A 21,331-nucleotide genomic window follows, 5' to 3' on the forward strand; every position below is an offset into this window, starting at 1 on the left:
TTTCAAGGGACTGGCGGAATAACGGGTGATTGCCCTCGCGCCGCAAGCGTCATCTCGCCTTTCCGCGGCGCTTGCCTATATCGCGCCTGCGAAGGCATAAGCCGCGCTCCGAAACTCCTCAGAAGGAAGCCCATCCCGTGTCCGAGATGTTCCGCATAACGCTGCCCGACGGTTCCGTCCGCGAGGTAGCCCCGGGGACCACCCCGGCGGACATCGCCGCCGCGATCGGGCCCGGGCTCGCCAAGGCCGCGATCGCCGCGCGCGTCGACGGCGAGGTGCGCGACATCATGCGGCCGCTGGAAGGCGACGCGCACCTCGCGCTGATCACCGCGAAGGACGAGAAGGACGCGCTCGAGCTCGCGCGCCATGACTATGCGCACATCCTCGCCGAGGCGGTGCAGTCGCTGTTTCCCGGCACGCAGATCACCTTCGGCCCCTCGACCGACGACGGCTTCTATTACGATTTCGCGCCTTCGGCAGAGCACGGCCCCTTCACCGAGGAGGACCTGCCCGCGATCGAGGAGGAGATGCGCCGCATCATCCGCGCCGACCAGCCGCTGATCCGCGAGGTCTGGACGCGCGACCAGCTCATCCGGCGCTGGCAGGCGCAGGGCGAAAGCTTCAAGGCCGAATGGGCCGCCGAGCTGCCCGAGGGCGAGGAACTCACCGTCTATCGCGCCGGCAAGGGCGAGGACGCGTGGCTCGACATGTGCCGCGGCCCGCACCTCGCCTCGACCGGCAAGGTGGCGGCGGATGCGTTCAAGCTCACGCGCGTCTCGGGCGCCTATTGGCGCGGCGACCAGAACAACGCGATGCTCAGCCGCATCTACGGCACCGGCTGGCTCTCGAAGAAGCAGCTCGACGAGCATCTCGTCCGGCTCGAGGAAGCCGCCAAGCGCGACCATCGCCGGATCGGGCAGGAGATGGACCTGTTCCATCTCCAGTCCGAAGCGCAGGGCTCGGTGTTCTGGCACCCCAAGGGCTTCCTGCTCTGGCGCCAGCTCGAAGCCTATATGCGCCGCCGGCTCGACGCCGCGGGCTATCGCGAGGTCAAGACCCCGCAGCTGATGGACGCGCGCCAATGGGAGCAGTCCGGCCATTGGGGCAAGTATCGCGAGAACATGTTCGTCGTCCCCGACGAGATCCCCTCGGTCGACGACGAGAAGCCCGTGCTTTCGGGCGCCGCCGACCTGATGGCGCTCAAGCCGATGAACTGCCCGGCGCATGTGCTGATCTTCCGCCAGGGCATCAAGTCGTACCGCGACCTGCCGATCCGCATGGCCGAGTTCGGCTGTTGCCACCGCAACGAGCCGCACGGCGCGCTGCACGGCATCATGCGCGTCCGCCAGTTCACGCAGGACGACGCGCATATCTTCGTGCGCAAGGACCAGCTGATCGACGAGATCCGCAGCTTCTGCGACTTGCTCGACAGCGTCTACAAGCATCTCGGCTTCGAGAAATATGCGATCAAGCTCGCGCTGCGCCCCGAGAAGCGCTTCGGCTCCGAAGCGATGTGGGACGAGGCCGAGCAGGTGCTGCGCGACGCGGTCCATGCCTCGGGCCGCGATACCGAGGCATTCGGCTGGGAGGAGCTCCCCGGCGAAGGCGCCTTCTACGCGCCCAAGCTCGAGTTCCACCTGACCGACGCGATCGGCCGGACCTGGCAGGTCGGCACGATCCAGGCCGACGAGGTGCTGCCCGAGCGATTGGACGCGAGCTACATCGGCGAGGACGGCGAGCGCCACCGCCCGGTGATGCTCCACCGCGCGATCCTCGGCACCTTCGAGCGGTTCATCGGCATCCTGATCGAGCACCACGCGGGCAAGTTCCCGCTGTGGCTCGCCCCGGTGCAGGCGGTGGTGGCGACGATCGTCTCGGACGCCGACGACTATGCCCGCGAAGTCGCCGAGGCGCTGTCGGTGCTCGGGCTGCGTGTCGAGACCGATCTCCGCAACGAGAAGATCAACTACAAGGTCCGCGAGCATTCGCTGGCGAAGGTCCCGTACCTGCTGGTGGTCGGCAAGCGCGAGGCGGAGGAACGTACGGTCGCGGTCCGCCCGCTCGGCGCGGATGCGCGGCAGGAAGTGCTGGGGCTGGACGAGCTGGCGGCGCGGCTGAAGAAGGAAGCGACTCCGCCCGATTTGGCCTGAACTCGGGCGCTGTGATAGGCTCGCCGCATGACGCTGTTCCAGAACATGCGGCGAGGCCTGTTGCCAGCGCGTCTCACGGTCGACGAGATCTATGATCTCACGGCGTCGGGCGCGCTCGCGGAGAACGAGCGTCTGGAGCTGATCGAGGGGGAGATCGTGCCGATGGCGGCCGCCAAGGCGAACTGGCACTCGATCATGGAAGGCAAGCTGAACTGGGCGCTGGTCAAGCAATTGCCCGACAAGCTTCGCGTTTATCCCGCCCCTTCGCTGACGCTTTCGGACGATACGCTTCTCGAACCCGATCTGGTCGTCGTGCCACTCGGCGCAAAGATGCGCGAGTTGCGCGGGCCGGACATGCTGCTCGTCATCGAAGTGGCGGACAGTTCGCTGAGCTACGATTTGCACGTCAAGGCGCCGCTCTATTCGGCGCACGGCGTTCGGGAATATTGGGTCGTTGATGCGGTTCGCCAGACGATCCGCACTCATCGCGCGCCCGGACCGGACGGCTACGCCGATGTCGAGGAATATGAAGCGCACGACCGCGTCGAGGCGCTGCTCCTCCCCGGCGTCACCATCCGGCTCGACACGCTCGGCTGAAACAATCGCGACAATCTGCGACAATATTTCGCGGCGCGCGCCGGCAACTCCGCACCGCGCCGCCGGGTTTGAACCTCCGTCGATCCAATCCAAGACTGAGGAGAATCCCATGCCCACGCGTTTCCTCACCGGCCTCGCCGCAGTGCTCGCCTCGACCGCGACGCTCGGCATGGCGGTGCCTGCCCAGGCGCAGGACCATCACTGGCGCAAGGGCGAGCGCTTCGACCGGCGCCATGCCTCGCATTATGTCGAGATCGACTATCACCATAACCGCCACCTGAAGGCACCGCCGCGCGGCTATCACTGGGTCCGCTCGGGCAACGACGCGGTGCTCGTCGCGATCTCGACCGGGATTATCGCCTCGGTCGTCGCCAACGCGATGCGCTGATCCGACGGGCTTCGGGGCTCGCGGCTTGCACAAAGCGGCCGCGGCTCCGATATCGCGAGTCACACGCGCGACACAGTGCGCGGTAAAATGGACGGAATCGCGCGGTGCCCGCTACCGGACCGCGCCATTCTGCGTTATCCTGGCAATGCCCGAACAACCACCACAGGAGCAGTTTCTATACGTCCTCCCATGATGCGGCGCCCGATGGCGCCCCCGATGGCCCTCAACGGACCTCGCTATAACGAGTTCATCCAGTCGCCCAAGGTCCGGGTGATCGACGAGAATGGCGAGAACCTCGGCGTGATGTACACGCGCGAGGCGATGGAGCAGGCCCAGGAGGCCGGGCTCGATCTGGTCGAAGTGTCCCCCAATGCGGACCCGCCCGTCGCCAAGTTCCTCGATGTCGGCAAGTTCAAGTACGAGGCCCAGAAAAAGGCCAATGCCGCGCGCAAATCGCAGAAGACGCAGGAGATCAAGGAGATCAAGATGCGTCCGAACATCGACGATCACGACTATGACGTGAAGATGAAGGCCATCCACAAGTTCATCGGCGAAGGCGACAAGGTGAAGGTCACCCTGCGCTTCCGCGGTCGCGAGCTCTCGCACGGCCAGCTCGGCATGCGGCTGCTCCAGCGCGTCCAGGAGGATTGCGCCGAGGACGCCAAGGTCGAGTCCTACCCGCGCATGGAAGGCCGGCAGATGCTCATGGTGCTGGCGCCCAAGTGAGGGTGCCGGCGCTTCTCGTCGCGGCGGCGCTGCTGCTGCCTGCCGCGGCGGCCCATGCCCAGAACGGCAATCCCCCGCCCGCGTCGGCCGACGAGCCGATCGCGGTGCCGGCGGGCGCGAAGCTCGTCTGGTCGGACGAGTTCGACGAGGGCAAGGCGCCCGATCCGAAGAAGTGGCGCTACGACACCAGCCGCAACAAGGACGGCTGGTACAATGGCGAGAAGCAATATTACGCCGCCGACCGGCCCGAGAACGTGCGGATCGAGAACGGCCAGCTGATCCTCGAGGCGCGTGCCGAGCGGCTCGCCGACAAGCCCGATTTCGGCGGGCAGGATTATGCTTCGGGCAAGATCGTCACCCAGGGGCTGGCCGACTGGACATACGGCTTCGTCGAGGTGCGCGCCAAGCTGGCGTGCGGCAAGGGCATGTGGCCGGCGATCTGGATGCTCGGCAGCGACGGCGCGCGCGGCTGGCCGGCGCTCGGCGAGATCGACATCCTGGAGCTGGTCGGCTGGGACCCGGAGACGGTGCACGGCACGATCCACACCCAGGCCTACAACCATGTGAAGGGCACGCAGAAGGGCGCGACGACCAGGACGCCCACTGCCTGCGGCGACTTCCACGATTACCAGCTCGACTGGAACCAGGACCGCATCCTGATCGGCGTCGACGGCCATGCGTACATGCGCTTCGACAACGACCATAAGGGCGACTTCGCGACCTGGCCGTTCGACAAGCCGCAATACCTCATCCTCAACGTCGCGGTCGGCGGCTGGGGCGGGCAGCAGGGGATCGACCCGGCGGCGTTCCCGTCGAAGATGGAAGTCGAATACGTCCGGGTCTACCAGAAGCGCTGAGCGGGGCTGCCTTACGCGATGGGCGCGGGACCTTTGATGTCGCAGCTTGTCGATTGGACGCCGCGCTCCATCGCGCCCGCGTCGCCGCAGGCAACCTGAGACGGCAGCAGCCCCTTCCGTCATCCCGGCGAAAGCCGGGACCCAGGGTTACGGAGGGAATCGCTCGCTGCCCTGGGTCCCGGCTTTCGCCGGGATGACGACTTATAGGGTGCGGCATTCGAAACGGTGAGACGCCACCGAGCCGATTTTTGCTCGCGAACCTTGGCGCAGCCAGCAGCTCGACTGCCTCTTCCCAAGGAACGCTCCCGCCCGCGTGGCCCTCGGCGATCATCCGACGCAGGCTCTCGACTTCGCCGGAAGCCAGCTCCTACAGGTCCCGGCCGACTTCGATCAGGCGGCCGGCGGTTCCCACAATTCGATCGCATTCCCCTCCGGATCATGGATCCGCGCGAACCGCCCGAGTTCCGGGCTCGCGTCCCATTCCGCCTTGGTGATCACCTCGATCCCCGCCGCATTCAGCTGCTCGAGCAGCGAATCGAGGTCGCTCACCCGCAGGTTGAGCATGAACTGCTTGTCCTCGGCGAAATAGTCGGTCGTCGCCTTGAACGGCTGGAACACCATCGGCCCGGGCGACGGATACCAGAGCCATTCGTTCGACTCGCCCTTCTCGTCGGTGCCGCAGCCGTTGCCGACGCCGAGATGCTCGCGATACCAGGCCTGCAGCGCCTCGGGGTCCTGCGAGCGCCAGAAGAAACCACCCAATCCCAACACCGGCATGTCGTGTCTTCCCATAATTAGTTGGCGTCAGGCCGCCTTGGCCGCCACCGTCTCCCCGGCCGCGGCATCGAGCAACCGCCGCTCGATCGAGCGCAGCCGGCTCGGCGAATCGATCTTATCGCCGATCAGATCGGTCAGATAGAAGGTATCGACCGCGCGTTCGCCATAAGTCGCGACATGCGCCGAATGGATCGTCACCTTCGACTGGAACAGCGCCTGCGCCAGCGCATAGAGCAGCGCCGGCCGGTCGCGCGCGTTGACTTCGATCACGGTGAAGCGGTTCGAGGCCTTGTTGTCGATCAGCACGTTGGGCTCGATCGCGAAAGCGTCGGCGCGCAGCCGCGGCAGCGGGCGCTTCCTGAGCCGCTCGGAGAGCTTCGAGCGGTTGGCGAGCGCATCGGCGATGCCGTCCTGGAGGCGCTTCAGCTGCACCGGATCGTCGAACGGGCGGCCGAGCGGGTCCTGGACGAGGAAATTGTCGAGCGCCATGCCATCGCGCGTGGTGTGGATGCGCGCATCGATGATATTGCCGCCCGAGACGTGGATCGCGCCGGCGATGCGATAGAAGATGCCCGGATGGTCGGCGGCGTAGATCGTCACCAGCGTCGCGCCGCGCTCGGGATAGACTTCGGCCTCGACCTTCAGCCGCGCGTCGCCCGCCGCCGCGATCATCTTCGCGTTGCGCTCGAGCACGTCGAGCGGCTCGGCGACCCAATAGCTTTCGGGGAAGCGCTTGCGATAGGCCTCGAATACAGCGGGCGCCCAGCCGAGCGCGGCGGCGAGCGCCCTCTGCTTGGCGGCGATCCGCTCGGCGCGGCCCTTCTGCTTGTGGCCGAGCCGGAGAACCTCCTCGGCGCCTTCGTACAGGTCGGTGAGCAGCTGGCGCTTCCAGCCATTCCACACGCCCGGGCCTACCGCGCGGATGTCGACGATGGTGAGGATCAGCAGCAGCCGCAGACGCTCGGGGCTCTGCACCACGTCGCAGAAGTCGAGGATCGTCTTGAAGTCCGAGAGGTCGCGCTTGAACGCCGTCGCCGACATCAACAGGTGATAGCGCACCAGCCACGCCACCGTCTCGGTCTCCGCCGGCGTGAGCCCCAGCCGCGGGCAGAGCCGTTCGGCGACTTCGGCGCCGAGCACCGAATGGTCGCCGCCGCGCCCCTTGGCGATGTCATGGAGCAGCACCGCGACGAACAGCACGCGGCGGCTCACCACCTGCTCGAAGATGCCGGTGGCGAGCGGATGGTCCTCCTTGAGCTGCCCTTTCTCGATTTGGTTGAGCAATCCGATCGCGCGGATCGAATGCTCGTCGACCGTGTAGTGATGGTACATGTCGAACTGCATCTGCGCGACGACGCGGCCGAAATCCGGAACGAAGCGGCCGAACACGCCGGCCTCGTTCATCCAGCGCAGCACCGTCTCCGGATCGCGCGGGGAGCAGAGCACGTCGAGGAACAGCGCATTGGCGCGCGCATCGTCGCGAACATCGTCCACCAGCTTGGCGTCGCGCGCGGCGGCGCGCATCGCGACCGGGTGGATCTGGAGACCGTGCAGGTCGGCGAGCTGGAACAGCTCGATCAGCCGCACCGGATGCTCGGCGAAGAAGCCGTCGTCCGGGATCGAGAGCCGTCCGCGGTCGAGCAGAAAGCCGTTCAGTTTGCGCGGCCGCCGCCACAGCGCGGGCAGCCCGAAGCGCCGGCCCCGCGCGGCGAACTTCTCGTCGAGATGCGCGAGGAACACCCCCGTCAGGTCGCCGACGATCTTCGCCTGCAGGAAGTAGAAGTGCATGAAGCGCTCGACCTTCGACTTCCCCGGCCGGTCGGCGTAGCGCATCTTCTCGGCGATATCGCGCTGCAGGTCGAAGGTCAGCCGGTCCTCGGCACGGCCCGCGAGCATGTGAAGCTGGCAGCGCACCGCCCAGAGGAAATTCTCGGCGCGCTTGAACTGGCGATATTCGTGCGCCGAGAGCAGCCCGGCCTCGACGAGCTGCGCGGGCTCGCGGACGTTGTAGGCGTATTTCCCGATCCAGAAGAGCGTGTGGAGGTCGCGCAATCCGCCCTTGCCCTCCTTGACGTTGGGCTCGACGACATAGCGGCTGTCGCCCATCCGCTTGTGGCGCGCATCGCGCTCGGCAAGCTTCTCGGCGATGAAGGCGCGGACGGTGTCCTGCTGGACCTCGGCCTGGAAGCGCTTCGAGGCCTCGTCGTACAGCGCCGTGTCGCCCCAGACGTAGCGTGCCTCGAGCAGCGCGGTGCGCACGGTGATGTCGGCCTTGGCCTGGCGCACCATCTCGTCGAGCGAGCGCGACGAATGGCCGACCTTCAATCGCATGTCCCACAGCGAATAGAGCATCGATTCGATCACTTGCTCGGACCAGCCGGTGACCTTCCAGGGCGTGATGAAGCCGATGTCGATGTCCGAATGCGGCGCCATCTCGCCGCGCCCGTAGCCGCCGACCGCGATCAGCGCCATCCGCTCGGCAGCGGTGGGGTTGTTGTTGGGGTAGAGCCGCTCGACGGTGAAGTCCCAGAGCAGGCGGAGAATCTGGTCGACGAGGAAGGCACCCGAGGCGGCGGCCTCCATGCCGCGGGTGGGATGCTCCTCGAGCCGGCGCTCGATCTCGACGCGGCCGGCCTCGAGCGCGGCGCGCAGCACGACGGTCGCGGCCTGGCGGCGCTTGGCGATGTCCTCCTCGGCGACGGCCGCGAGCCGCTCGCCGACCGCGCGCCGATCGATGATCGCCCGGCGGTGGGGAACGGAATCGAAGCGCGACGACATGGCGGCGGGGATAGGGGAGACGCGGGCCGCGCGCTACCCATTCCAACAACCGTCATCCCGGCGAAAGCCGGGACCCAGGGCAACAGAGGACATCGCTCGTGGCCCTGGGTCCCGGCTTTCGCCGGGATGACGATGGTTAGTTTGCCGCCCGCACGCTCGCCAGCGCTTCGATCTGCGCGGTAAGCGCGTCGATCTTCTCGTGCAGGCTCTCGATCTGCGCTTCGGCGCGCAGGTTGGTCTCATAGTCGAGCCGCGCCTCGAGCCGGTCCTTCGCCGCCTGGCGGTTCTGGCTCATCATGATCACCGGCGCCTGGAGCGCGGCGAGCATCGAGAGCATCAGGTTGAGGAAGATGAAGGGGAACGGGTCGAAGGCCCGCGCGCCCAGCGCCAGCGTGTTCAGCAGCCCCCAGGCGACGAGGAACAGGCTGAAGCCGATGATGAACTTCCACGAGCCGCCGACCGCGGCCACCCGGTCGGCGAGCTTCTCGCCGAAGGTCAGCCGCGCATCGAACAGCGCATTGGGATCACGCCCGACACCGAGCCGGCGCAGGTCTGCGAGAAAACGGATTGCTGCGTTCATGGTACACCTCACTGTCGACCGGCCGCCCGGGCCGGGACGCGAGGTGATCGGGGATCAGCTCAGCGCGGCGGCCACGGACGGCACGGTCGATCGACTATGATCGTTGCTGGACATGAGCCCTTCTCGGACTGTTGACGGAACGGACGAGTGGAATACGCGCCCGGGCGCCACATGGGTGTTCGCGGCGCCCGAGTCAAATGAAGCTTCCTTCATCTTTTAGGATGATGGACGGGCGCTCAGAAGCGTTCGCCCACCATTCCCTCGCTCTTCGCCCACAGCGCCTTCGCACGCTCGAGATCGAGCGCATAGCCGCGCACGCCTTCGCTGGTCGGGCCGATGGGGCCGTCGGTGACGTCGGAGACGTGGCAATTCTCGCAGTAGCGGCCGCCCACCGCGTCGGCGCTCGCGACGAACCCCGCCCACACCGAGGTCGCCGCGCCCTGCGGGATCGTCTTCCACTCGAACGCCGGCCTGCCCTGCGCGGCAAGGTCGGCGTTGATCTGCGCGAGCATGCCGTCGATCAGACCGGGCTCGAGATGCCGCGCCAGCTCGGTGACGATCCCGCCCGGATGCAGCGCGGTCGCGCGCACGCCGCGCTCGCGGTGGCGCCGGTCGAACTCGACCGCGAACAGGATGTTGGCGGTCTTCGAACGGCCATAGGCGACCATCGGATCATAGGGCGTATGCTCGAAGTTCGGATCCTCGAGGTCGACGTCCGAATAGCGGTGGCCCGACGACGAGAGGTTCACCAGCCGTCCGCCCGGCTTGATCAGCGACGCGATGCGATTGACGAAGACGAAATGGCCGAGGTGGTTGGTGCCGAATTGCGTCTCGAAGCCGTCGGCGGTGTGGCCGAGCGGCGTGGCCATCACCCCGGCATTGGCGATCACCACGTCGAAGCGGCGTCCGTCGGCGAGCAGTTCGTCGGCCGCGGCACGCACGCTGGCGAGCGAGGCGAGGTCGAGCTCGACCAGCTCGAGCCCGCCGCCGTTCGCCGCGGCTTCGCGCACGGCCTGGGTGGCGCGCTCGGCCTTGGCGAGGTCGCGCGCCGCGCCGACCACCTGCGCGCCATGCGCCGCGAGCACGCGCGCGGTCTCGACGCCGAGCCCCGCCGAGACGCCGGTGACGAGCACGCGCTTGCCGGCGAGGTCGACGCCGTCGAGGACCTGGTCGGTGGTGGATTGGGCATTGAATTGCTGGATCATGGGATCTCCTCCGTCGTTCGACGCGCCCGGTCCGTCGCCGCGGGCTTGCCCGGCGGCGGCGGAATCCATAAATGGAGGGCGTCTCCGCTATTAATACGGAGCCGTCCTCCGCTTTTCAAGGAGCGCTCGCGCGAAAAAGATGGCCGACGCTGCCCAACCCTCGACGCCCCGCAAGCCGCGCGCCGACGCCGAGCGCAACCGCGCGCGGCTGGTCGCGGCGGCGAAGGATGTGTTCGCGGAGAAGCGCTCGGCCGCGAGCCTCGACGAGATCGCACGGGTGGCGGGCGTGGGGATCGGCACGCTCTACCGTCATTTCCCGACCCGCGACGCGCTGATCGAAGCGGTCTATCGCAGCGAGACCGATCAGCTGGCGGGCGCGGCGACGCGGCTTTCGCTGACACTGACGCCGGTCGAGGCGCTGCGCGAATGGCTGCTGCTGTTCGTCGACTATCTCGACACCAAGCACGGCATGGCGGAGGTGCTCAACTCGGTCGTCGGCGGCGCGCCGGCGCTCTACGCGGCGACAGGGTTCCGCGCGAGCGACGCGGTGGCGATGCTGGCGGAAAAGGCCGCGGCGAGCGGCACGATCCGGCTGGGACTCGATCCGCTCGACCTGCTGCGCGCGATCGCGGGCGTGGCCAATCTGGGCACGACGGGCGACTGGAAGCCGGCGGGGCGGCGGATGGTGGATATCCTGATCGCGGGGTTGCGAGCGGAGACCGCTCCATAAAACGTCATCCCGGCGAAAGCCGGGACCCAGGGTCAAGCAGGACGTCGCTCGTGGCCCTGGGTCCCGGCTTTCGCCGGGATGACGATTGCGGAAAAAACAAAAAAGGCCGGCGCAATCGCGCCGGCCTCCCTCATCCTCGAAGCGACGACCCTCAATCCGCCGCCTTGGCCACACCCACCAGCGCCGGGCGCAGCAGCCGGTCCTTGATCATGTACCCCGACTGGATCTCCTGCACGACCGTGCCGGGCGCGGCATCGCTGGGGATTTCCATCATCGCCTGGTGGCGATTGGGATCGAGCGCCTCGCCCACCGCGGCGATCTTCGAGATGCCGTGGCGCGCGAACACTGAATCGAGCTCGCGACCGGTCGCGTCGAGGCCGGTGACCAGCCCCTTGAGCTTCTCGTCCTCGCGCAGCTCCGCCGGGATCGACTGGAGCGCGCGCGCGAGATTGTCCGCCACCGACAGGATGTCGCGCGCGAACGCCGTCGCGGCATAGGTCCGCGCGTCTTCGGCTTCCTTCTGCGCGCGGCGCAGCATGTTCTGCGCTTCGGCGCGGGCATAGAGCAGCGCCGACTTGTGCTCCTCGGCCTCGGCCGCGAGCGCCTTCACGCGCTCGGCCAGCGCCGCGCTGTCGTCGGCCGCTGCCGCCTCGGGCGCAGCCGTCGCTTCGTCACGGACGTCCGCGCCGTCGTTCACTTCGGTTTCCATTTTCTCGTCTTTCGCCATGGGTCCCTGTTCTACTCAATTCACGCCAGCAGACGGGCGAGCGTCGCCGCGGTGAAATCCACCATGGGGACGACCCGCGCATAGTTCAACCGTGTCGGGCCGATCACGCCCACCACGCCGACCACGCGACCGTCGATCGCGCGCACCGGCTTGGCGATCACCGACGATCCCGACAACGCGAAGAGCTTGTTCTCCGATCCGATGAAGATGCGCGTCGCTTCGCCTTCGCGCGCCGAATCGAGCAGGCGAGCGATCTCCTCCTTGCCCTCCAGTTCGTCGAGCAGCTGGCGGACGCGGTCGAGGTCTTCGGCGGCGGTCGCGTCGATGAGCCGCGCCTGGCCGCGCACGATCAGCACCGGGCGGTGGCCGGTGTCCTCGCTCCAGACCGCGAGGCCCTGGGCGACCAGCGCCTGGGCCGCGCTGTCGAGCGCCGCGCGCTGGCTGCGCAGGTCGCGCTCGATCCGCGCCCGCGCTTCGCTGAGCGTGTGGCCGCCCAGCGTGGCGCTCAGGTAATTGGCCGCCTGCTGGACCGCGGACGAGTCCATGCCGGGCGGCAGCTCGACGACGCGGTTCTCCACCGAGCCGTCCTCGCCGACCAGCACCGCGAGCGCGCGGTCGGGCCCCAGCGGCACGAAGCCGAACTGGCGCAGCACCGGCTCGCGCTTTGGCACCAGCACGAGGCCCGCGCAGGCCGAAAGGCCCGAGAGCGCGGCGGTGGTGTTGGCGAGCGCTTCCTCGACCGGCCCGCGCTCGACCGCGCCGGCACCGGCCTCGATCGCGGCGCGTTCCTCGGGCGACGGCTCGCTGGCCTGCATCATCGCGTCGACGAAGAGCCGCAGGCCCGTCTCGGTGGGCATGCGGCCGGCGCTGGTGTGCGGCGCGGCGAGCAGGCCGAGCTCCTCGAGGTCCTGCATCACGTTGCGGATCGAGGCGGGCGAGAGGTTGAGCCCCGAGATCTTCGAAATCGTCCGCGAGCCCACCGGCGCGCCGCTGTCGAGATATTGGTCGACGACGATCCGGAACACGTCGCGCGCGCGGTCGGTCAGCTCGTGGATCGGCGGAGTCATGGGGATGATGTAAGGCGATGCGGGACGGGCCTCAACGCCTGGCGTGACCTGCCGCTCAGCGCCGCGCCACCAGCTCGTCGATCGGCAGCAGCTCGCGGGCCCGGTTGAGCACGACCGAGATCGGCGCGTCGCCGTTATAGTCGCAGCCGTAATCATAGCTGAACTGGCGCATCGTGCCCGTGCGGTCCTGCCAGGTAACGACCACCGTCGGCGAATCGGTGCCCCAATTCTCGCAGCCCGCGTCGCCGGGCGTCACCGACCAGGCGCCTTCGTCGGGCCTGAGCGGCGCGAGCAGGTCGACGAAGGCGCGATAGTCCGTCGGCGCCATGTCGAAGGCGTAGCGGCCCGGCTGGGTGGTTCCGCGCTGGCCGTCGAACAGCCCGTGGCCGTCGGGCTGGAGCGTCACCAGGACGCGCCGCGCGCTGAAGCCGGTGGGTCCCACCCAGAAGCTGATCGCCTCGCCCTGCCCGCGCGGCGCCGGGCCGACGATGCGCGTGGGCCCGTGCGGCGACGATGCGCAGCCCGCGAGCGCCAGGAGCGTGGCGGCGATCAGGCGGGCTGGCAGGCTCGGGCAGATCATGCCGCCGTCGTAGCGGATCGCCGGCCGCGAGTCTGCCTCAGGGCCGCGGGCCGATCAGGGCCTCGATCGGCAGCAGGTCGGGCGCCTGACCGAGCGCGTCGGCGATCGGGCGCTCGCCGTCGCCGATCCGGCAGCCGTAATAATAATAGAGGTGCTGGCTGTCGCCGATCGCGCGCGTCCAGGTGATATCGACGCTGGGCAGGTCGGTCGCGGCGTGCTCGCAGCCGGGCTCGCCGGGGGAATAGCGTTTCTCGCCGCTCGCAGGGCGCCAGGGCGCGAGCTTCGCGGCGAAGGCGCGATACTGGTCGGGCGTGAGGCGGAATTCGCGCTCGCCGGTGACCGCAGTGAAGCGCTTGCCGGTGAAGACGCCGCTGCCGTCGGGCCGCACCGTGACGGCATAGACCGGGCAGCGGCCGAAGCACGGGCCGGTCTCGTAGCTGATCGAATCGCCTTCGATCGGGATCGGGCGCCCCGGGCCGTTGCCGCCGCCGCCCGCGCAACCCGCGAGCATGGGGGCCAGCGCCCCCGCCACCATCCCCGCAGCAACTGTCCAACGTCCGCGCATCGACGCCTCCCTGGCTCGGCCGATCAACCGGCCGCCGCTGCCTGATGCACGGGGAAACCCTTCGCGGGGCTGAACGGGTCCGGCGGGAGACAAGCCCCGCCGGACCCGAAGCGGGTCACGCCGCGAGCGCCGCCCGGCGCGCCGGCCGCGTGCGGAGCGCGACGCCGATCGCGCCGAAGCCGAGGATCAGCATCGCCCAGGTCGCCGGCTCGGGAACCGCGGCGACGTGGAGCAGATAGGTGCCCGACGACCCGGTAAGCGTGAAATCGCCGGTCTTCATCGTCGGATTGCCGGTGGTGCCGGTGAACAGCCGCGGGCTGGCGCCGCCGGCGAGGCCGAGCACCGTGGTGCCGCCGTTGCGAATCTGCAGGCCGCCGGTGTTGACGAAGGCGATGGTGCGGATGCCCGAGAGCGGCCCGAGGTTCACGGTGACGCCGTCGAGCGTGAAGCCGAGCGCGTTCGACGCGGTGGGATCGGGCTCGTCCTTGATCTGGAAGGTGATCTTGGCGCCGAGCGGGCCCGCGCCCGTCAGCGTGTAGAGCAGCTGCGTGGCGTTCGCCGGCGCCGCCACCAGCGTGGCGAGAAGGGCGAGCAGCAGGAACTTGATCTTCATCATGGCGAATCCCCCACCCGAATCATCTGATCGGCCACCGTAACATTTCCTCGAATCCGATCAATGCTTTGGTAACCATTGCTCAGGGAACGCCGCGGTGCCGGAACGGGACGCGGACACGAAAAACCCCGCCCCGGCCGCGCCCGGCCGGAACGGGGTTCGATCGTTCGGTCGCTCCCGGCGGGACGAGGGGTCTCGCCGGGATGCCGCTTTCGAGGTCAGGCCAGCGCCACGCTGTGGCGCGGACGGCTGCGCTGCGAGCGCATGCCGAAGCCGATCACGCCGAAGCCGAGGATGAGCATCGCCCAGGTCGCCGGCTCGGGGATGGCGGCGACGAGCAGCGAGAAGGCGCCCGAGGTGCCGGTGAGCGAGAAGCTGCCGCTCTTCATGACCGGGTCGCCCGGGAGGCCAGTGAACAGCCGGTCGTTCGAAGTCGCGCCCAGGCCCAGCACGACGGTGCTGCCGTTGCGGATCTGCAGGCCGCCGGTGGTGAGGAACACGATCGAGCGCAGCGCCGAGAGCGGGCCGACCGAGACCAGCACGCCGTTCACGCGGAAGCCCGAGGCGCTCGAATTGTTGGGTGTCGGCAGGCTGTCCAGCGTGAACTTGACGATCGGCGTCCCGCCCGAGCCGGTCAGCGTGTAGAGAAAGGTCGCCGCGTTCGCGGGCGCCGCAAACATCATTGCAGCGCACAACGCGATGAAAAACCTGATTTTCGTCATGTCGATCTCCCCAGAACGATCCGATTCCGATTCGTTCTTTACCATATTTTTGTGCAGCGCGACAAACATTCGTTAAGCAATTGTTACAATTTCGCGATGCGGTGCCGAAGGGATTGAAAACAGAGGAAGGCTGGCGTGCGGAGCGTCGCGAGGCTAGGGCGGACGCCGACCAGTCCTCAGGAGAATAGAATGCGCCCCTCCGGCCGCGCCCCCGACGAAATGCGTGCGATCAGCATCGAGCCCAACTTCACCAAGCACGCCGAAGGCGCCGTGCTCATCGGTTTCGGCGACACGCGCGTGCTGGTGACCGCGAGCGTCGAGGAGCGGGTGCCGCCGTTCCTGCGCGGCAAGGGCGAAGGCTGGGTGACCGCCGAATATGGCATGCTCCCGCGCGCCACCCATACGCGCGGCAGCCGCGAGGCGGCGAAGGGCAAGCAATCGGGTCGTACCCAGGAAATCCAGCGCCTCATCGGCCGGTCGCTGCGCGCGGTCACCGACCTCAAGCTGCTTGGCGAGCGCCAGATCACGCTCGACTGCGACGTGATCCAGGCCGACGGCGGGACGCGCACCGCGTCGATCTCGGGCGCCTGGGTGGCGCTGCGCATCGCGATCGACCGGCTGATGGCGCAGGGGCTGATCGCGGAGGATCCGATCCGCCAGCAGGTCGCCGCGGTGAGCTGCGGCATCTGGCAGGGAACCCCGGTGCTCGACCTCGATTATGTCGAGGACAGCGCGGCCGACGCCGACGCCAATTTCGTGCTGCTCTCCGACGGCCGCATCGCCGAGGCGCAGGCGACGGCCGAGGGCGCATGCTACGACGAGGAAGGGCTGCTCCGCCTGCTGCGCCTGGCGCGGATCGGCTGCACGCGGATCTTCGACGCGCAGGCGCAGGCAGTGAAGGGCGCATAGACCGATGACCGACGACGAGGTGGAGATGCCGGCCCCCCAGCCCATCCGCAAGCTCACCCCCGGCAGGCTGGTGATCGCCAGCCACAATGCCGGCAAGGTGCGCGAGATCGAGGCGCTGCTGGGCCCGTTCGGCATCCAGCCCGTCTCCGCCGCAGAACTCGACCTGCCCGAGCCCGAGGAGACCGGCGCCACCTTCGTCGCCAATGCCGAGCTGAAGGCGCTGCAGGCGGCCGACCTCTCGGGCCTGCCGGCGCTCGCCGACGATTCGGGCCTCTGCGTCGAGGCGCTGGGCGGCGAGCCCGGCATCTTCTCGGCGCGCTGGGGCGGGCCCGAGCGCGACTTCGCCCTGGCGATGCGGCGCGTCGAGGAGCGTCTCGCAGCCCTCCCCGAAGGCACCAGCCGCGACGCCTATTTCGTCTGCGCGCTGGCGCTCGCCTGGCCCGATGGCCATGTCGAATGGTTCGAGGGCCGGGTCGACGGCACGCTGGCCTGGCCGCCGCGGGGCGAGCACGGCTTCGGCTACGACCCGATGTTCGTGCCGCTGGGCCGCAGCCTCACCTTCGGCGAGATGGACCCCGACGCCAAGCATGGCATGAGTCATCGTGCCCGCGCCTTCGAGCAACTGGTCGCCGCGGTACTTTGAGGGCGGCCAGTAACGGCCGCTTCATTTCATTGTCATCCAGAAACGAGCCGTAGAATGCTGCGGCAAACGGCTTGGCGCGTCTGTCGTCGATTGCGCTTGGTCGCGACGGCAGAACCATGCCATATTCGAGTAAGAGTAGAGTTCCTGCGTAATCGCTTATGCGATAGGCCATGCGTCCATGCGAGCCGTGCGGGTCGGCGCGCATTTATTCGACTAGGGAACGGAGGGGCAATCGATGAGCCAGCAGTTTCTGGGCGAAGTCCGCCTTATGCCTTATAATTTCGCGCCAAAAGGCTGGGCCTATTGCGCCGGGCAAATCCTGTCCATTCAACAGAATACGGCACTTTTCTCACTACTTGGCACCACCTATGGAGGGAACGGCGTCAGCACCTTCGCGCTGCCCGATCTGCGCGGCCGCGCACCGATCGGCATCGGCACGTCGCCATCGGGCATCACCTATGTGGAAGGCGAGGTCGCCGGACAGGAGAGCGTGACGCTCATCGTCACGGAACTGCCGATGCACAATCACATGTGGCAGGCCGACAATACCTCCGCCGACAGTCCGGCGCCGGCGAACAACTATCTTTCGTCGCCGCACCTGCCCGGCGCGAACAATTCGCCGATCAACACCTATGCCAGCCCCGGCAGCCAGGTACCGCTCGCGCCCGGCATGTGCGGCCTTACGGGCGGCAACCAGCCGCACAACAATATGCAGCCCTATCTGGTGCTCGCCTATTGCATCGCGCTCCAGGGCGTCTTCCCGTCGCGCAACTGACGCGCCGCCGGCACCTCGAATTCAAGGAATCGACCAATGACCGGATATTATCTTGGTGAGATTCGTCCGTTCGCCGGCAATTTCGCGCCCCGCAACTGGGCGACCTGCAGCGGACAATTGCTGTCGATCGCGCAGAACAACGCGCTCTTCGCGCTGCTCGGCACGACCTATGGCGGCGACGGCATCACCACCTTCGGCCTTCCCGACCTGCGCGGTCGCGTCGCGCTCAGCCAGGGCCAGGGGCCGGGGCTGACCAACCGCGTGCTCGGCGAGAAATCGGGCACCGAGACGGTGACGCTGATCACGCAGCAGATCCCGCAACACAACCACGCGATCCTCGCAACCACGGCGGGCGGAACCGCGGCCAACCCGTCCGGGCTGATGCCCGGCACGCCCGACCAGAACGGCATCTTCTACCTCAACTCCAACGTGGCCTCGCCGGCGGATGCGCCGCTTCCGGCGGATACGATCACCAACACGGGCGGCAACCAGCCGCACGACAACATCATGCCGATCCTCGCGATCACTTACATCATTGCCCTTCAGGGCATCTTCCCGTCGCAGAATTGAGCCAGAGAGGAGAAGCAACATGGTGCAACCTTATCTCGGCGAAATCCGCTGGGTCGGATTCAACTTCGCGCCGCGCGGCTGGATGCTTTGTGCAGGCCAGCTGCTCTCGATCGCGCAGAACACGGCGCTCTTCTCGATCCTGGGCACCACCTATGGCGGCAACGGGCAGACCAATTTCGCGCTGCCGAACCTCCAGGGCCAGGCGATGGTGAACGCGGGCCAGGGCCCCGGGCTCACTGACTATGCGCTCGGCGAACAGACCGGCACGCCATCGGTGACGCTGCTGACCACGGAGATTCCGTCGCACAACCATGCGGCGGATACGAAGATCCTGACCGGCAGCAACGCGAGTACCGTCGCTTCGCCGCAGGTCGGCTTCTGGCTTACGCGTCTCGCAACGACGGCGGGCGGCGCGGTCGGGTGGAACACTCCGCCGCGCAACAATCCCGTGCTGATGCACCCGCTGATGGTGGGCGTGACGGGCGGGAGCCAGCCGCACAACAACATGCAGCCCTATCTCGCGTTGCTGCCGTGCATCGCCGTGGAGGGCATCTTCCCGTCGCGGAACTGAGCTGACCCGATGCACTCGGTCCGCCGGAGGCGCGAGCCTTCGGCGGACGGGTGTTCCCATGCTATGCCGGCAATGTGATTCGGATCCTGGGAGCGGTCCTCGCCGGCGGCCGCGCGACTCGCTTCGGCAGCGACAAGGCGCTTGCGCTGCTCGACGGCGCGAGCCTGCTCGATCATGCGCTCCGGGCGCTCGCGCCCTGGTGCGAAGCGGTCGCGATATGCGGCCGCGAAGTGCCGGGATCGCTCTCGCTCGCCGATCGCCCGCGGCCGGGCATGGGCCCGCTCGGCGGACTCAACGCCGCGCTCCACCATGCGGCGGCACATGGCTTCGCCGGCGTGCTCGCCACCGGCTGCGACATGCCCCGCTTCCCGCCCGAAGTCGCCCGCGCGCTGATCGGCGAGGGGCCGGCGGCGCTCGAAGGACAGCCGCTGGCGGGCTATTGGCCGGCGACGCTCGCGCCCGTGCTGGACGCCCATCTGGCTGCGAGCGACGATCGTTCGATCCGCGCCTTTCTGAAGCTGGTCGGCGCACGCGCGGCGGCGGTGCCAGCACCGAGCCTGCCGAACGTCAACGCCCCCGCCGACCTCGTCGCTCTGCGGCGCGGGGAAGCTGCCGGGAAGTGAAGAAGTCGCCGCGGCGGCTGGTGGACAGGGCTAGATTAGCGAGACTGTCCGGAAAACCGCAGAAATCCGACACTTTTCGACCCACGTTGCGGGCAGTTGTGTAGCACTTTGGTGGGTACGGGAAAAGGCCTGTCCGTACGATCTCGCCAGACACAGCCTGGCTGACGGATTCGGTATCAAAACGGATTCGATCTCGCTTGCTCAAGAACGCGGTCGATCTTGAGATGCCGATGCCATCGACTCGTCTGCAATCGATCTCGCGGGTTCGATTGGCGGACGCGCAGGCGGCGGTTTGATACCGATGCTGGGTTGTAGGCAGCATTGGCCTTGCAATGTAGGAATTCACACTGTTCTAGATATGTTCCGAACGGCGGCGGGCCGATTGGGCATCCTTGCGGGGGAAACTCTGATGCGAGGTTTGATCGCGCCAATCGTGGCACTGACCTTCATCGTCCTCGCTGCGGCTGCGGCGCCCTCGGCGGCACCAATGGGCAACGAGACGATCAACTACAGCTATGATGCGCGCGGGCGGCTGACGAATGTCAGCCACAGCGGGAGCGTGAACAACAACCTCCAAGCGAACTACACCTACGACAAGGCAGAGAACCGCGTGACCGTGGCCAGGTGATCACGATCGGCCGTGAGGATGGAACCGGCGATCGGTTCACGGGGCTTAGCTATACCAACGCCAAGGCCAATGGCGCCGTGCTGACGCAGACCGACGCGGCGCATTATGTCTATCGGACCGCGGACGGGACGACGATCCTGTTCGAGAACCCCTCGGGCGGCGATTCGGAGAACGAGACCTCGGGCCTCTGCGGCTTCTACGTCACGGGCAATTGCGACCTGCTGCCGACGACGGTCACCAGCCCCAACGGGCGCACGGTCTCGCTCAGCTGGGATCTCTATTCGCTCTCCGATGGTGCCGGCGGCGTCAGCTACGACCATCGCCTCGCGAGCATCGCGAACAGCTACGGCTATTCGGTCACCTTCACCTATGCCGACAACAGCACGTCGACCGGCGGGCCTACGCCGAGCGACTGGTTCAAACGCACCCGGGCCGATTTCCGCAACACCGCAATCGGCAGCACGATCCAGGGGAGCGTGACCTACGCCTACCCGTCGAGCGGCACGGTCGACGTGACCGATATGGCGGGCAACAGGTGGCGCGTCACTGCGACCAGCATCCGCCGGCCCGGCGAAGGCAGCGCGAGCTTCGCGGTGGGCGGCACCACCGGCGCGGTCACCTCGGTAACGCGCGACGGCATCACCACCAGCTATTCGCGCTCGGTGAGCGGCAGCACCGCGACGATGACGGTGACCGATGCGCAGAGCCACTCGACCGTGATCGTCTCGAACCTGACGACGGGCCGGCCGACCTCGGTGACCGATGCGACCAGCAAGACCACCAGCTACACCTATGATGGCTATGGCCGGCTCACGCGAGTCACCGCGCCTGAGGGCAACTACGTCAACTACACCTATGACGGGCGCGGCAATGTCACCGAGGTTCGCAAGGTCGCCAAGTCGGGCTCGGGGCTGTCGGACATCGTCGAGACGGCGAGCTATCCCTCGACCTGCACGAACCCGGTGACGTGCAACGAGCGACGAGCACCACCGACGCGCGCAGCAAGACCACCGACTATACCTACGACAGCACGCATGGCGGGGTGACCGCAGTGACCGCCCGGCCCCGAGCGGATCGGGAACACGGCCGGAGACGCGCTACAGCTATACGCTTACCAACGGCGAATATCTCGTCACCGGGGTCTCGGCGTGCCGCACCAATGCGGCGCCGGGTTGCGTGGGCACGTCGGACGAGACCAAGGCCAGCGCCGCCTATGACACGAACGGCCTGGTCACCAGCGTGACGCAGGCCGCAGGCGACAACAGCCTGAGCGCCGTCACCACGGTGACCTATACGCCGCTTGGCGACGTGCTCACGACCGACGGGCCGCTTTCGGGGAGCGCCGACACCACGACCTTCCGCTATGATGCCGCGCGGCGACAGACGGGCATGGTCTCGGCCGATCCCGACGGCGGCGGATCGCTGAAGCGGCGCGCGCAGAAGACGACTTATGACGGCGCGGGCCGGGTGACCGACGTCGAGGTCGGCACGGTCAACGGCACGAGCGACAGCGACTGGTCGGCGTTCGCCTCCGCGCAGAAGGTGACCAC

At 67.7% G+C, this 21,331-nt stretch carries 24 protein-coding genes and 1 pseudogene; 15 read left to right on the forward strand and 10 right to left on the reverse strand.

Going from position 1 to position 21,331, the window contains the following annotated elements:
* Positions 1 to 137 precede the first annotated feature (137 nt).
* The 5 genes from thrS (at position 138) to J7495_RS19125 (ending at position 4,718) form a co-directional block, all read left to right on the forward strand.
* A complete protein-coding gene (gene thrS / locus J7495_RS19105; RefSeq protein WP_294058557.1) occupies positions 138 to 2,150 on the forward strand; it encodes a threonine--tRNA ligase in 2,013 nt (670 codons plus the stop codon).
* Positions 2,151 to 2,177: 27 nt separating this feature from the next.
* On the forward strand, positions 2,178 to 2,747 hold the full coding sequence (locus J7495_RS19110) for a Uma2 family endonuclease (RefSeq protein WP_294058558.1): 570 nt from the start codon (positions 2,178 to 2,180) through the stop codon (positions 2,745 to 2,747).
* Positions 2,748 to 2,856: 109 nt separating this feature from the next.
* Entirely contained in the window at positions 2,857 to 3,135 is a 279-nt protein-coding gene (locus J7495_RS19115; protein WP_294058559.1) for an RcnB family protein, read from the forward strand.
* Positions 3,136 to 3,324: 189 nt separating this feature from the next.
* Positions 3,325 to 3,861, forward strand: coding sequence for a translation initiation factor IF-3 (gene infC / locus J7495_RS19120; RefSeq protein WP_294058560.1), 537 nt, complete (start codon positions 3,325 to 3,327; stop codon positions 3,859 to 3,861).
* Positions 3,862 to 3,863: 2 nt separating this feature from the next.
* Positions 3,864 to 4,718: a glycoside hydrolase family 16 protein gene (locus tag J7495_RS19125; protein WP_294058561.1), complete on the forward strand. Its 855-nt coding sequence runs from the start codon at positions 3,864 to 3,866 to the stop codon at positions 4,716 to 4,718.
* Positions 4,719 to 5,108: 390 nt separating this feature from the next.
* Here the strand turns inward: J7495_RS19125 and J7495_RS19130 are convergent, their stop codons facing one another.
* The 4 genes from J7495_RS19130 to J7495_RS19145 all read right to left on the reverse strand — a co-directional run bounded on the left by J7495_RS19130 (position 5,109) and on the right by J7495_RS19145 (position 10,058).
* Complete coding sequence (locus J7495_RS19130) at positions 5,109 to 5,495, reverse strand: VOC family protein (protein ID WP_294058562.1); 387 nt, start codon at positions 5,493 to 5,495, stop codon at positions 5,109 to 5,111.
* A gap of 27 nt (positions 5,496 to 5,522) precedes the next feature.
* A complete protein-coding gene (locus J7495_RS19135) occupies positions 5,523 to 8,273 on the reverse strand; it encodes a [protein-PII] uridylyltransferase (protein WP_294058564.1) in 2,751 nt (916 codons plus the stop codon).
* Between the two features lie 136 nt (positions 8,274 to 8,409).
* Positions 8,410 to 8,853, reverse strand: coding sequence for a DUF1003 domain-containing protein (locus tag J7495_RS19140; RefSeq protein ID WP_294058565.1), 444 nt, complete (start codon positions 8,851 to 8,853; stop codon positions 8,410 to 8,412).
* A 236-nt stretch (positions 8,854 to 9,089) separates the two neighbouring features.
* The gene (locus J7495_RS19145) at positions 9,090 to 10,058 is read right to left on the reverse strand and encodes an SDR family NAD(P)-dependent oxidoreductase (protein ID WP_294058566.1); all 969 of its coding nucleotides are present in this window, start codon (positions 10,056 to 10,058) and stop codon (positions 9,090 to 9,092) included.
* Positions 10,059 to 10,197: 139 nt separating this feature from the next.
* Between J7495_RS19145 and J7495_RS19150 the strand changes: the two genes are divergently transcribed.
* A complete protein-coding gene (locus J7495_RS19150) occupies positions 10,198 to 10,788 on the forward strand; it encodes a TetR/AcrR family transcriptional regulator (RefSeq protein WP_294058567.1) in 591 nt (196 codons plus the stop codon).
* A 151-nt stretch (positions 10,789 to 10,939) separates the two neighbouring features.
* On the opposite strand, the gene grpE is transcribed toward J7495_RS19150, so the two are convergent.
* The 6 genes from grpE to J7495_RS19180 form a co-directional block, all read right to left on the reverse strand.
* On the reverse strand, positions 10,940 to 11,497 hold the full coding sequence (gene grpE / locus J7495_RS19155; RefSeq protein WP_294058568.1) for a nucleotide exchange factor GrpE: 558 nt from the start codon (positions 11,495 to 11,497) through the stop codon (positions 10,940 to 10,942).
* A 38-nt stretch (positions 11,498 to 11,535) separates the two neighbouring features.
* Positions 11,536 to 12,582: a heat-inducible transcriptional repressor HrcA gene (gene hrcA, locus J7495_RS19160; RefSeq protein ID WP_294058569.1), complete on the reverse strand. Its 1,047-nt coding sequence runs from the start codon at positions 12,580 to 12,582 to the stop codon at positions 11,536 to 11,538.
* A gap of 55 nt (positions 12,583 to 12,637) precedes the next feature.
* Positions 12,638 to 13,162, reverse strand: a complete 525-nt coding sequence (locus tag J7495_RS19165) for a hypothetical protein (RefSeq protein ID WP_294058570.1) — start codon at positions 13,160 to 13,162, stop codon at positions 12,638 to 12,640.
* Between the two features lie 37 nt (positions 13,163 to 13,199).
* Positions 13,200 to 13,727 (reverse strand): DUF6438 domain-containing protein, encoded by a 528-nt coding sequence (locus J7495_RS19170; protein ID WP_294058571.1) that lies wholly within the window; start codon positions 13,725 to 13,727, stop codon positions 13,200 to 13,202.
* A 115-nt stretch (positions 13,728 to 13,842) separates the two neighbouring features.
* Positions 13,843 to 14,343, reverse strand: coding sequence for a PEPxxWA-CTERM sorting domain-containing protein (locus J7495_RS19175; protein WP_294058572.1), 501 nt, complete (start codon positions 14,341 to 14,343; stop codon positions 13,843 to 13,845).
* A gap of 215 nt (positions 14,344 to 14,558) precedes the next feature.
* Positions 14,559 to 15,023, reverse strand: a complete 465-nt coding sequence (locus tag J7495_RS19180; protein WP_294058573.1) for a PEPxxWA-CTERM sorting domain-containing protein — start codon at positions 15,021 to 15,023, stop codon at positions 14,559 to 14,561.
* 228 nt (positions 15,024 to 15,251) lie between these two features.
* Between J7495_RS19180 and rph the strand changes: the two genes are divergently transcribed.
* From rph to J7495_RS19225, 9 genes and pseudogenes are all read left to right on the forward strand, one after another.
* The gene (gene rph / locus J7495_RS19185; protein ID WP_294058575.1) at positions 15,252 to 15,971 is read left to right on the forward strand and encodes a ribonuclease PH; all 720 of its coding nucleotides are present in this window, start codon (positions 15,252 to 15,254) and stop codon (positions 15,969 to 15,971) included.
* A 4-nt stretch (positions 15,972 to 15,975) separates the two neighbouring features.
* Entirely contained in the window at positions 15,976 to 16,614 is a 639-nt protein-coding gene (gene rdgB, locus J7495_RS19190) for an RdgB/HAM1 family non-canonical purine NTP pyrophosphatase (protein ID WP_294058576.1), read from the forward strand.
* A 235-nt stretch (positions 16,615 to 16,849) separates the two neighbouring features.
* Positions 16,850 to 17,389 carry a tail fiber protein gene (locus J7495_RS19195; protein ID WP_294058578.1) on the forward strand — a complete coding sequence of 180 codons (540 nt, stop codon included), beginning with the start codon at positions 16,850 to 16,852 and terminating at the stop codon, positions 17,387 to 17,389.
* Between the two features lie 36 nt (positions 17,390 to 17,425).
* A complete protein-coding gene (locus J7495_RS19200) occupies positions 17,426 to 17,959 on the forward strand; it encodes a tail fiber protein (RefSeq protein ID WP_294058579.1) in 534 nt (177 codons plus the stop codon).
* A 19-nt stretch (positions 17,960 to 17,978) separates the two neighbouring features.
* Positions 17,979 to 18,530, forward strand: a complete 552-nt coding sequence (locus J7495_RS19205; protein ID WP_294058580.1) for a tail fiber protein — start codon at positions 17,979 to 17,981, stop codon at positions 18,528 to 18,530.
* Positions 18,531 to 18,604: 74 nt separating this feature from the next.
* Positions 18,605 to 19,153, forward strand: a complete 549-nt coding sequence (locus J7495_RS19210) for a molybdenum cofactor guanylyltransferase (protein ID WP_294058581.1) — start codon at positions 18,605 to 18,607, stop codon at positions 19,151 to 19,153.
* Between the two features lie 409 nt (positions 19,154 to 19,562).
* Entirely contained in the window at positions 19,563 to 19,781 is a 219-nt protein-coding gene (locus tag J7495_RS19215; protein WP_294058582.1) for a hypothetical protein, read from the forward strand.
* Positions 19,778 to 20,827, forward strand: a complete 1,050-nt coding sequence (locus tag J7495_RS19220) for an RHS repeat domain-containing protein (protein WP_294058584.1) — start codon at positions 19,778 to 19,780, stop codon at positions 20,825 to 20,827. Before J7495_RS19215 ends, J7495_RS19220 begins: the two co-directional genes overlap by 4 nt.
* Before the next feature lie 130 nt (positions 20,828 to 20,957).
* Positions 20,958 to 21,331, forward strand: a pseudogene (locus J7495_RS19225) (hypothetical protein); the annotation flags it as partial.

It is taken from the genome of Sphingomonas sp., assembly GCF_017745215.1.
Classification (GTDB): domain Bacteria; phylum Pseudomonadota; class Alphaproteobacteria; order Sphingomonadales; family Sphingomonadaceae; genus Sphingomonas.

What these genes read in the sequence shown, in the direction of transcription:
- J7495_RS19110 (WP_294058558.1), top strand. Translation starts at nt 2,178, where the DNA reads ATGACGCTGTTCCAGAACATGCGGCGAGGCCTGTTGCCAGCGCGTCTC.
- J7495_RS19115 (WP_294058559.1), top strand. Translation starts at nt 2,857, where the DNA reads ATGCCCACGCGTTTCCTCACCGGCCTCGCCGCAGTGCTCGCCTCGACC.
- infC (WP_294058560.1), top strand. Translation starts at nt 3,325, where the DNA reads ATGATGCGGCGCCCGATGGCGCCCCCGATGGCCCTCAACGGACCTCGC.
- J7495_RS19130 (WP_294058562.1), bottom strand. Translation starts at nt 5,495, where the DNA reads ATGCCGGTGTTGGGATTGGGTGGTTTCTTCTGGCGCTCGCAGGACCCC.
- J7495_RS19135 (WP_294058564.1), bottom strand. Translation starts at nt 8,273, where the DNA reads ATGTCGTCGCGCTTCGATTCCGTTCCCCACCGCCGGGCGATCATCGAT.
- J7495_RS19140 (WP_294058565.1), bottom strand. Translation starts at nt 8,853, where the DNA reads ATGAACGCAGCAATCCGTTTTCTCGCAGACCTGCGCCGGCTCGGTGTC.
- J7495_RS19145 (WP_294058566.1), bottom strand. Translation starts at nt 10,058, where the DNA reads ATGATCCAGCAATTCAATGCCCAATCCACCACCGACCAGGTCCTCGAC.
- J7495_RS19150 (WP_294058567.1), top strand. Translation starts at nt 10,198, where the DNA reads ATGGCCGACGCTGCCCAACCCTCGACGCCCCGCAAGCCGCGCGCCGAC.
- grpE (WP_294058568.1), bottom strand. Translation starts at nt 11,497, where the DNA reads ATGGAAACCGAAGTGAACGACGGCGCGGACGTCCGTGACGAAGCGACG.
- hrcA (WP_294058569.1), bottom strand. Translation starts at nt 12,582, where the DNA reads ATGACTCCGCCGATCCACGAGCTGACCGACCGCGCGCGCGACGTGTTC.
- J7495_RS19165 (WP_294058570.1), bottom strand. Translation starts at nt 13,162, where the DNA reads ATGATCTGCCCGAGCCTGCCAGCCCGCCTGATCGCCGCCACGCTCCTG.
- J7495_RS19170 (WP_294058571.1), bottom strand. Translation starts at nt 13,727, where the DNA reads ATGCGCGGACGTTGGACAGTTGCTGCGGGGATGGTGGCGGGGGCGCTG.
- J7495_RS19175 (WP_294058572.1), bottom strand. Translation starts at nt 14,343, where the DNA reads ATGATGAAGATCAAGTTCCTGCTGCTCGCCCTTCTCGCCACGCTGGTG.
- J7495_RS19180 (WP_294058573.1), bottom strand. Translation starts at nt 15,023, where the DNA reads ATGATGTTTGCGGCGCCCGCGAACGCGGCGACCTTTCTCTACACGCTG.
- rph (WP_294058575.1), top strand. Translation starts at nt 15,252, where the DNA reads ATGCGCCCCTCCGGCCGCGCCCCCGACGAAATGCGTGCGATCAGCATC.
- rdgB (WP_294058576.1), top strand. Translation starts at nt 15,976, where the DNA reads ATGACCGACGACGAGGTGGAGATGCCGGCCCCCCAGCCCATCCGCAAG.
- J7495_RS19195 (WP_294058578.1), top strand. Translation starts at nt 16,850, where the DNA reads ATGAGCCAGCAGTTTCTGGGCGAAGTCCGCCTTATGCCTTATAATTTC.
- J7495_RS19200 (WP_294058579.1), top strand. Translation starts at nt 17,426, where the DNA reads ATGACCGGATATTATCTTGGTGAGATTCGTCCGTTCGCCGGCAATTTC.
- J7495_RS19205 (WP_294058580.1), top strand. Translation starts at nt 17,979, where the DNA reads ATGGTGCAACCTTATCTCGGCGAAATCCGCTGGGTCGGATTCAACTTC.
- J7495_RS19215 (WP_294058582.1), top strand. Translation starts at nt 19,563, where the DNA reads ATGCGAGGTTTGATCGCGCCAATCGTGGCACTGACCTTCATCGTCCTC.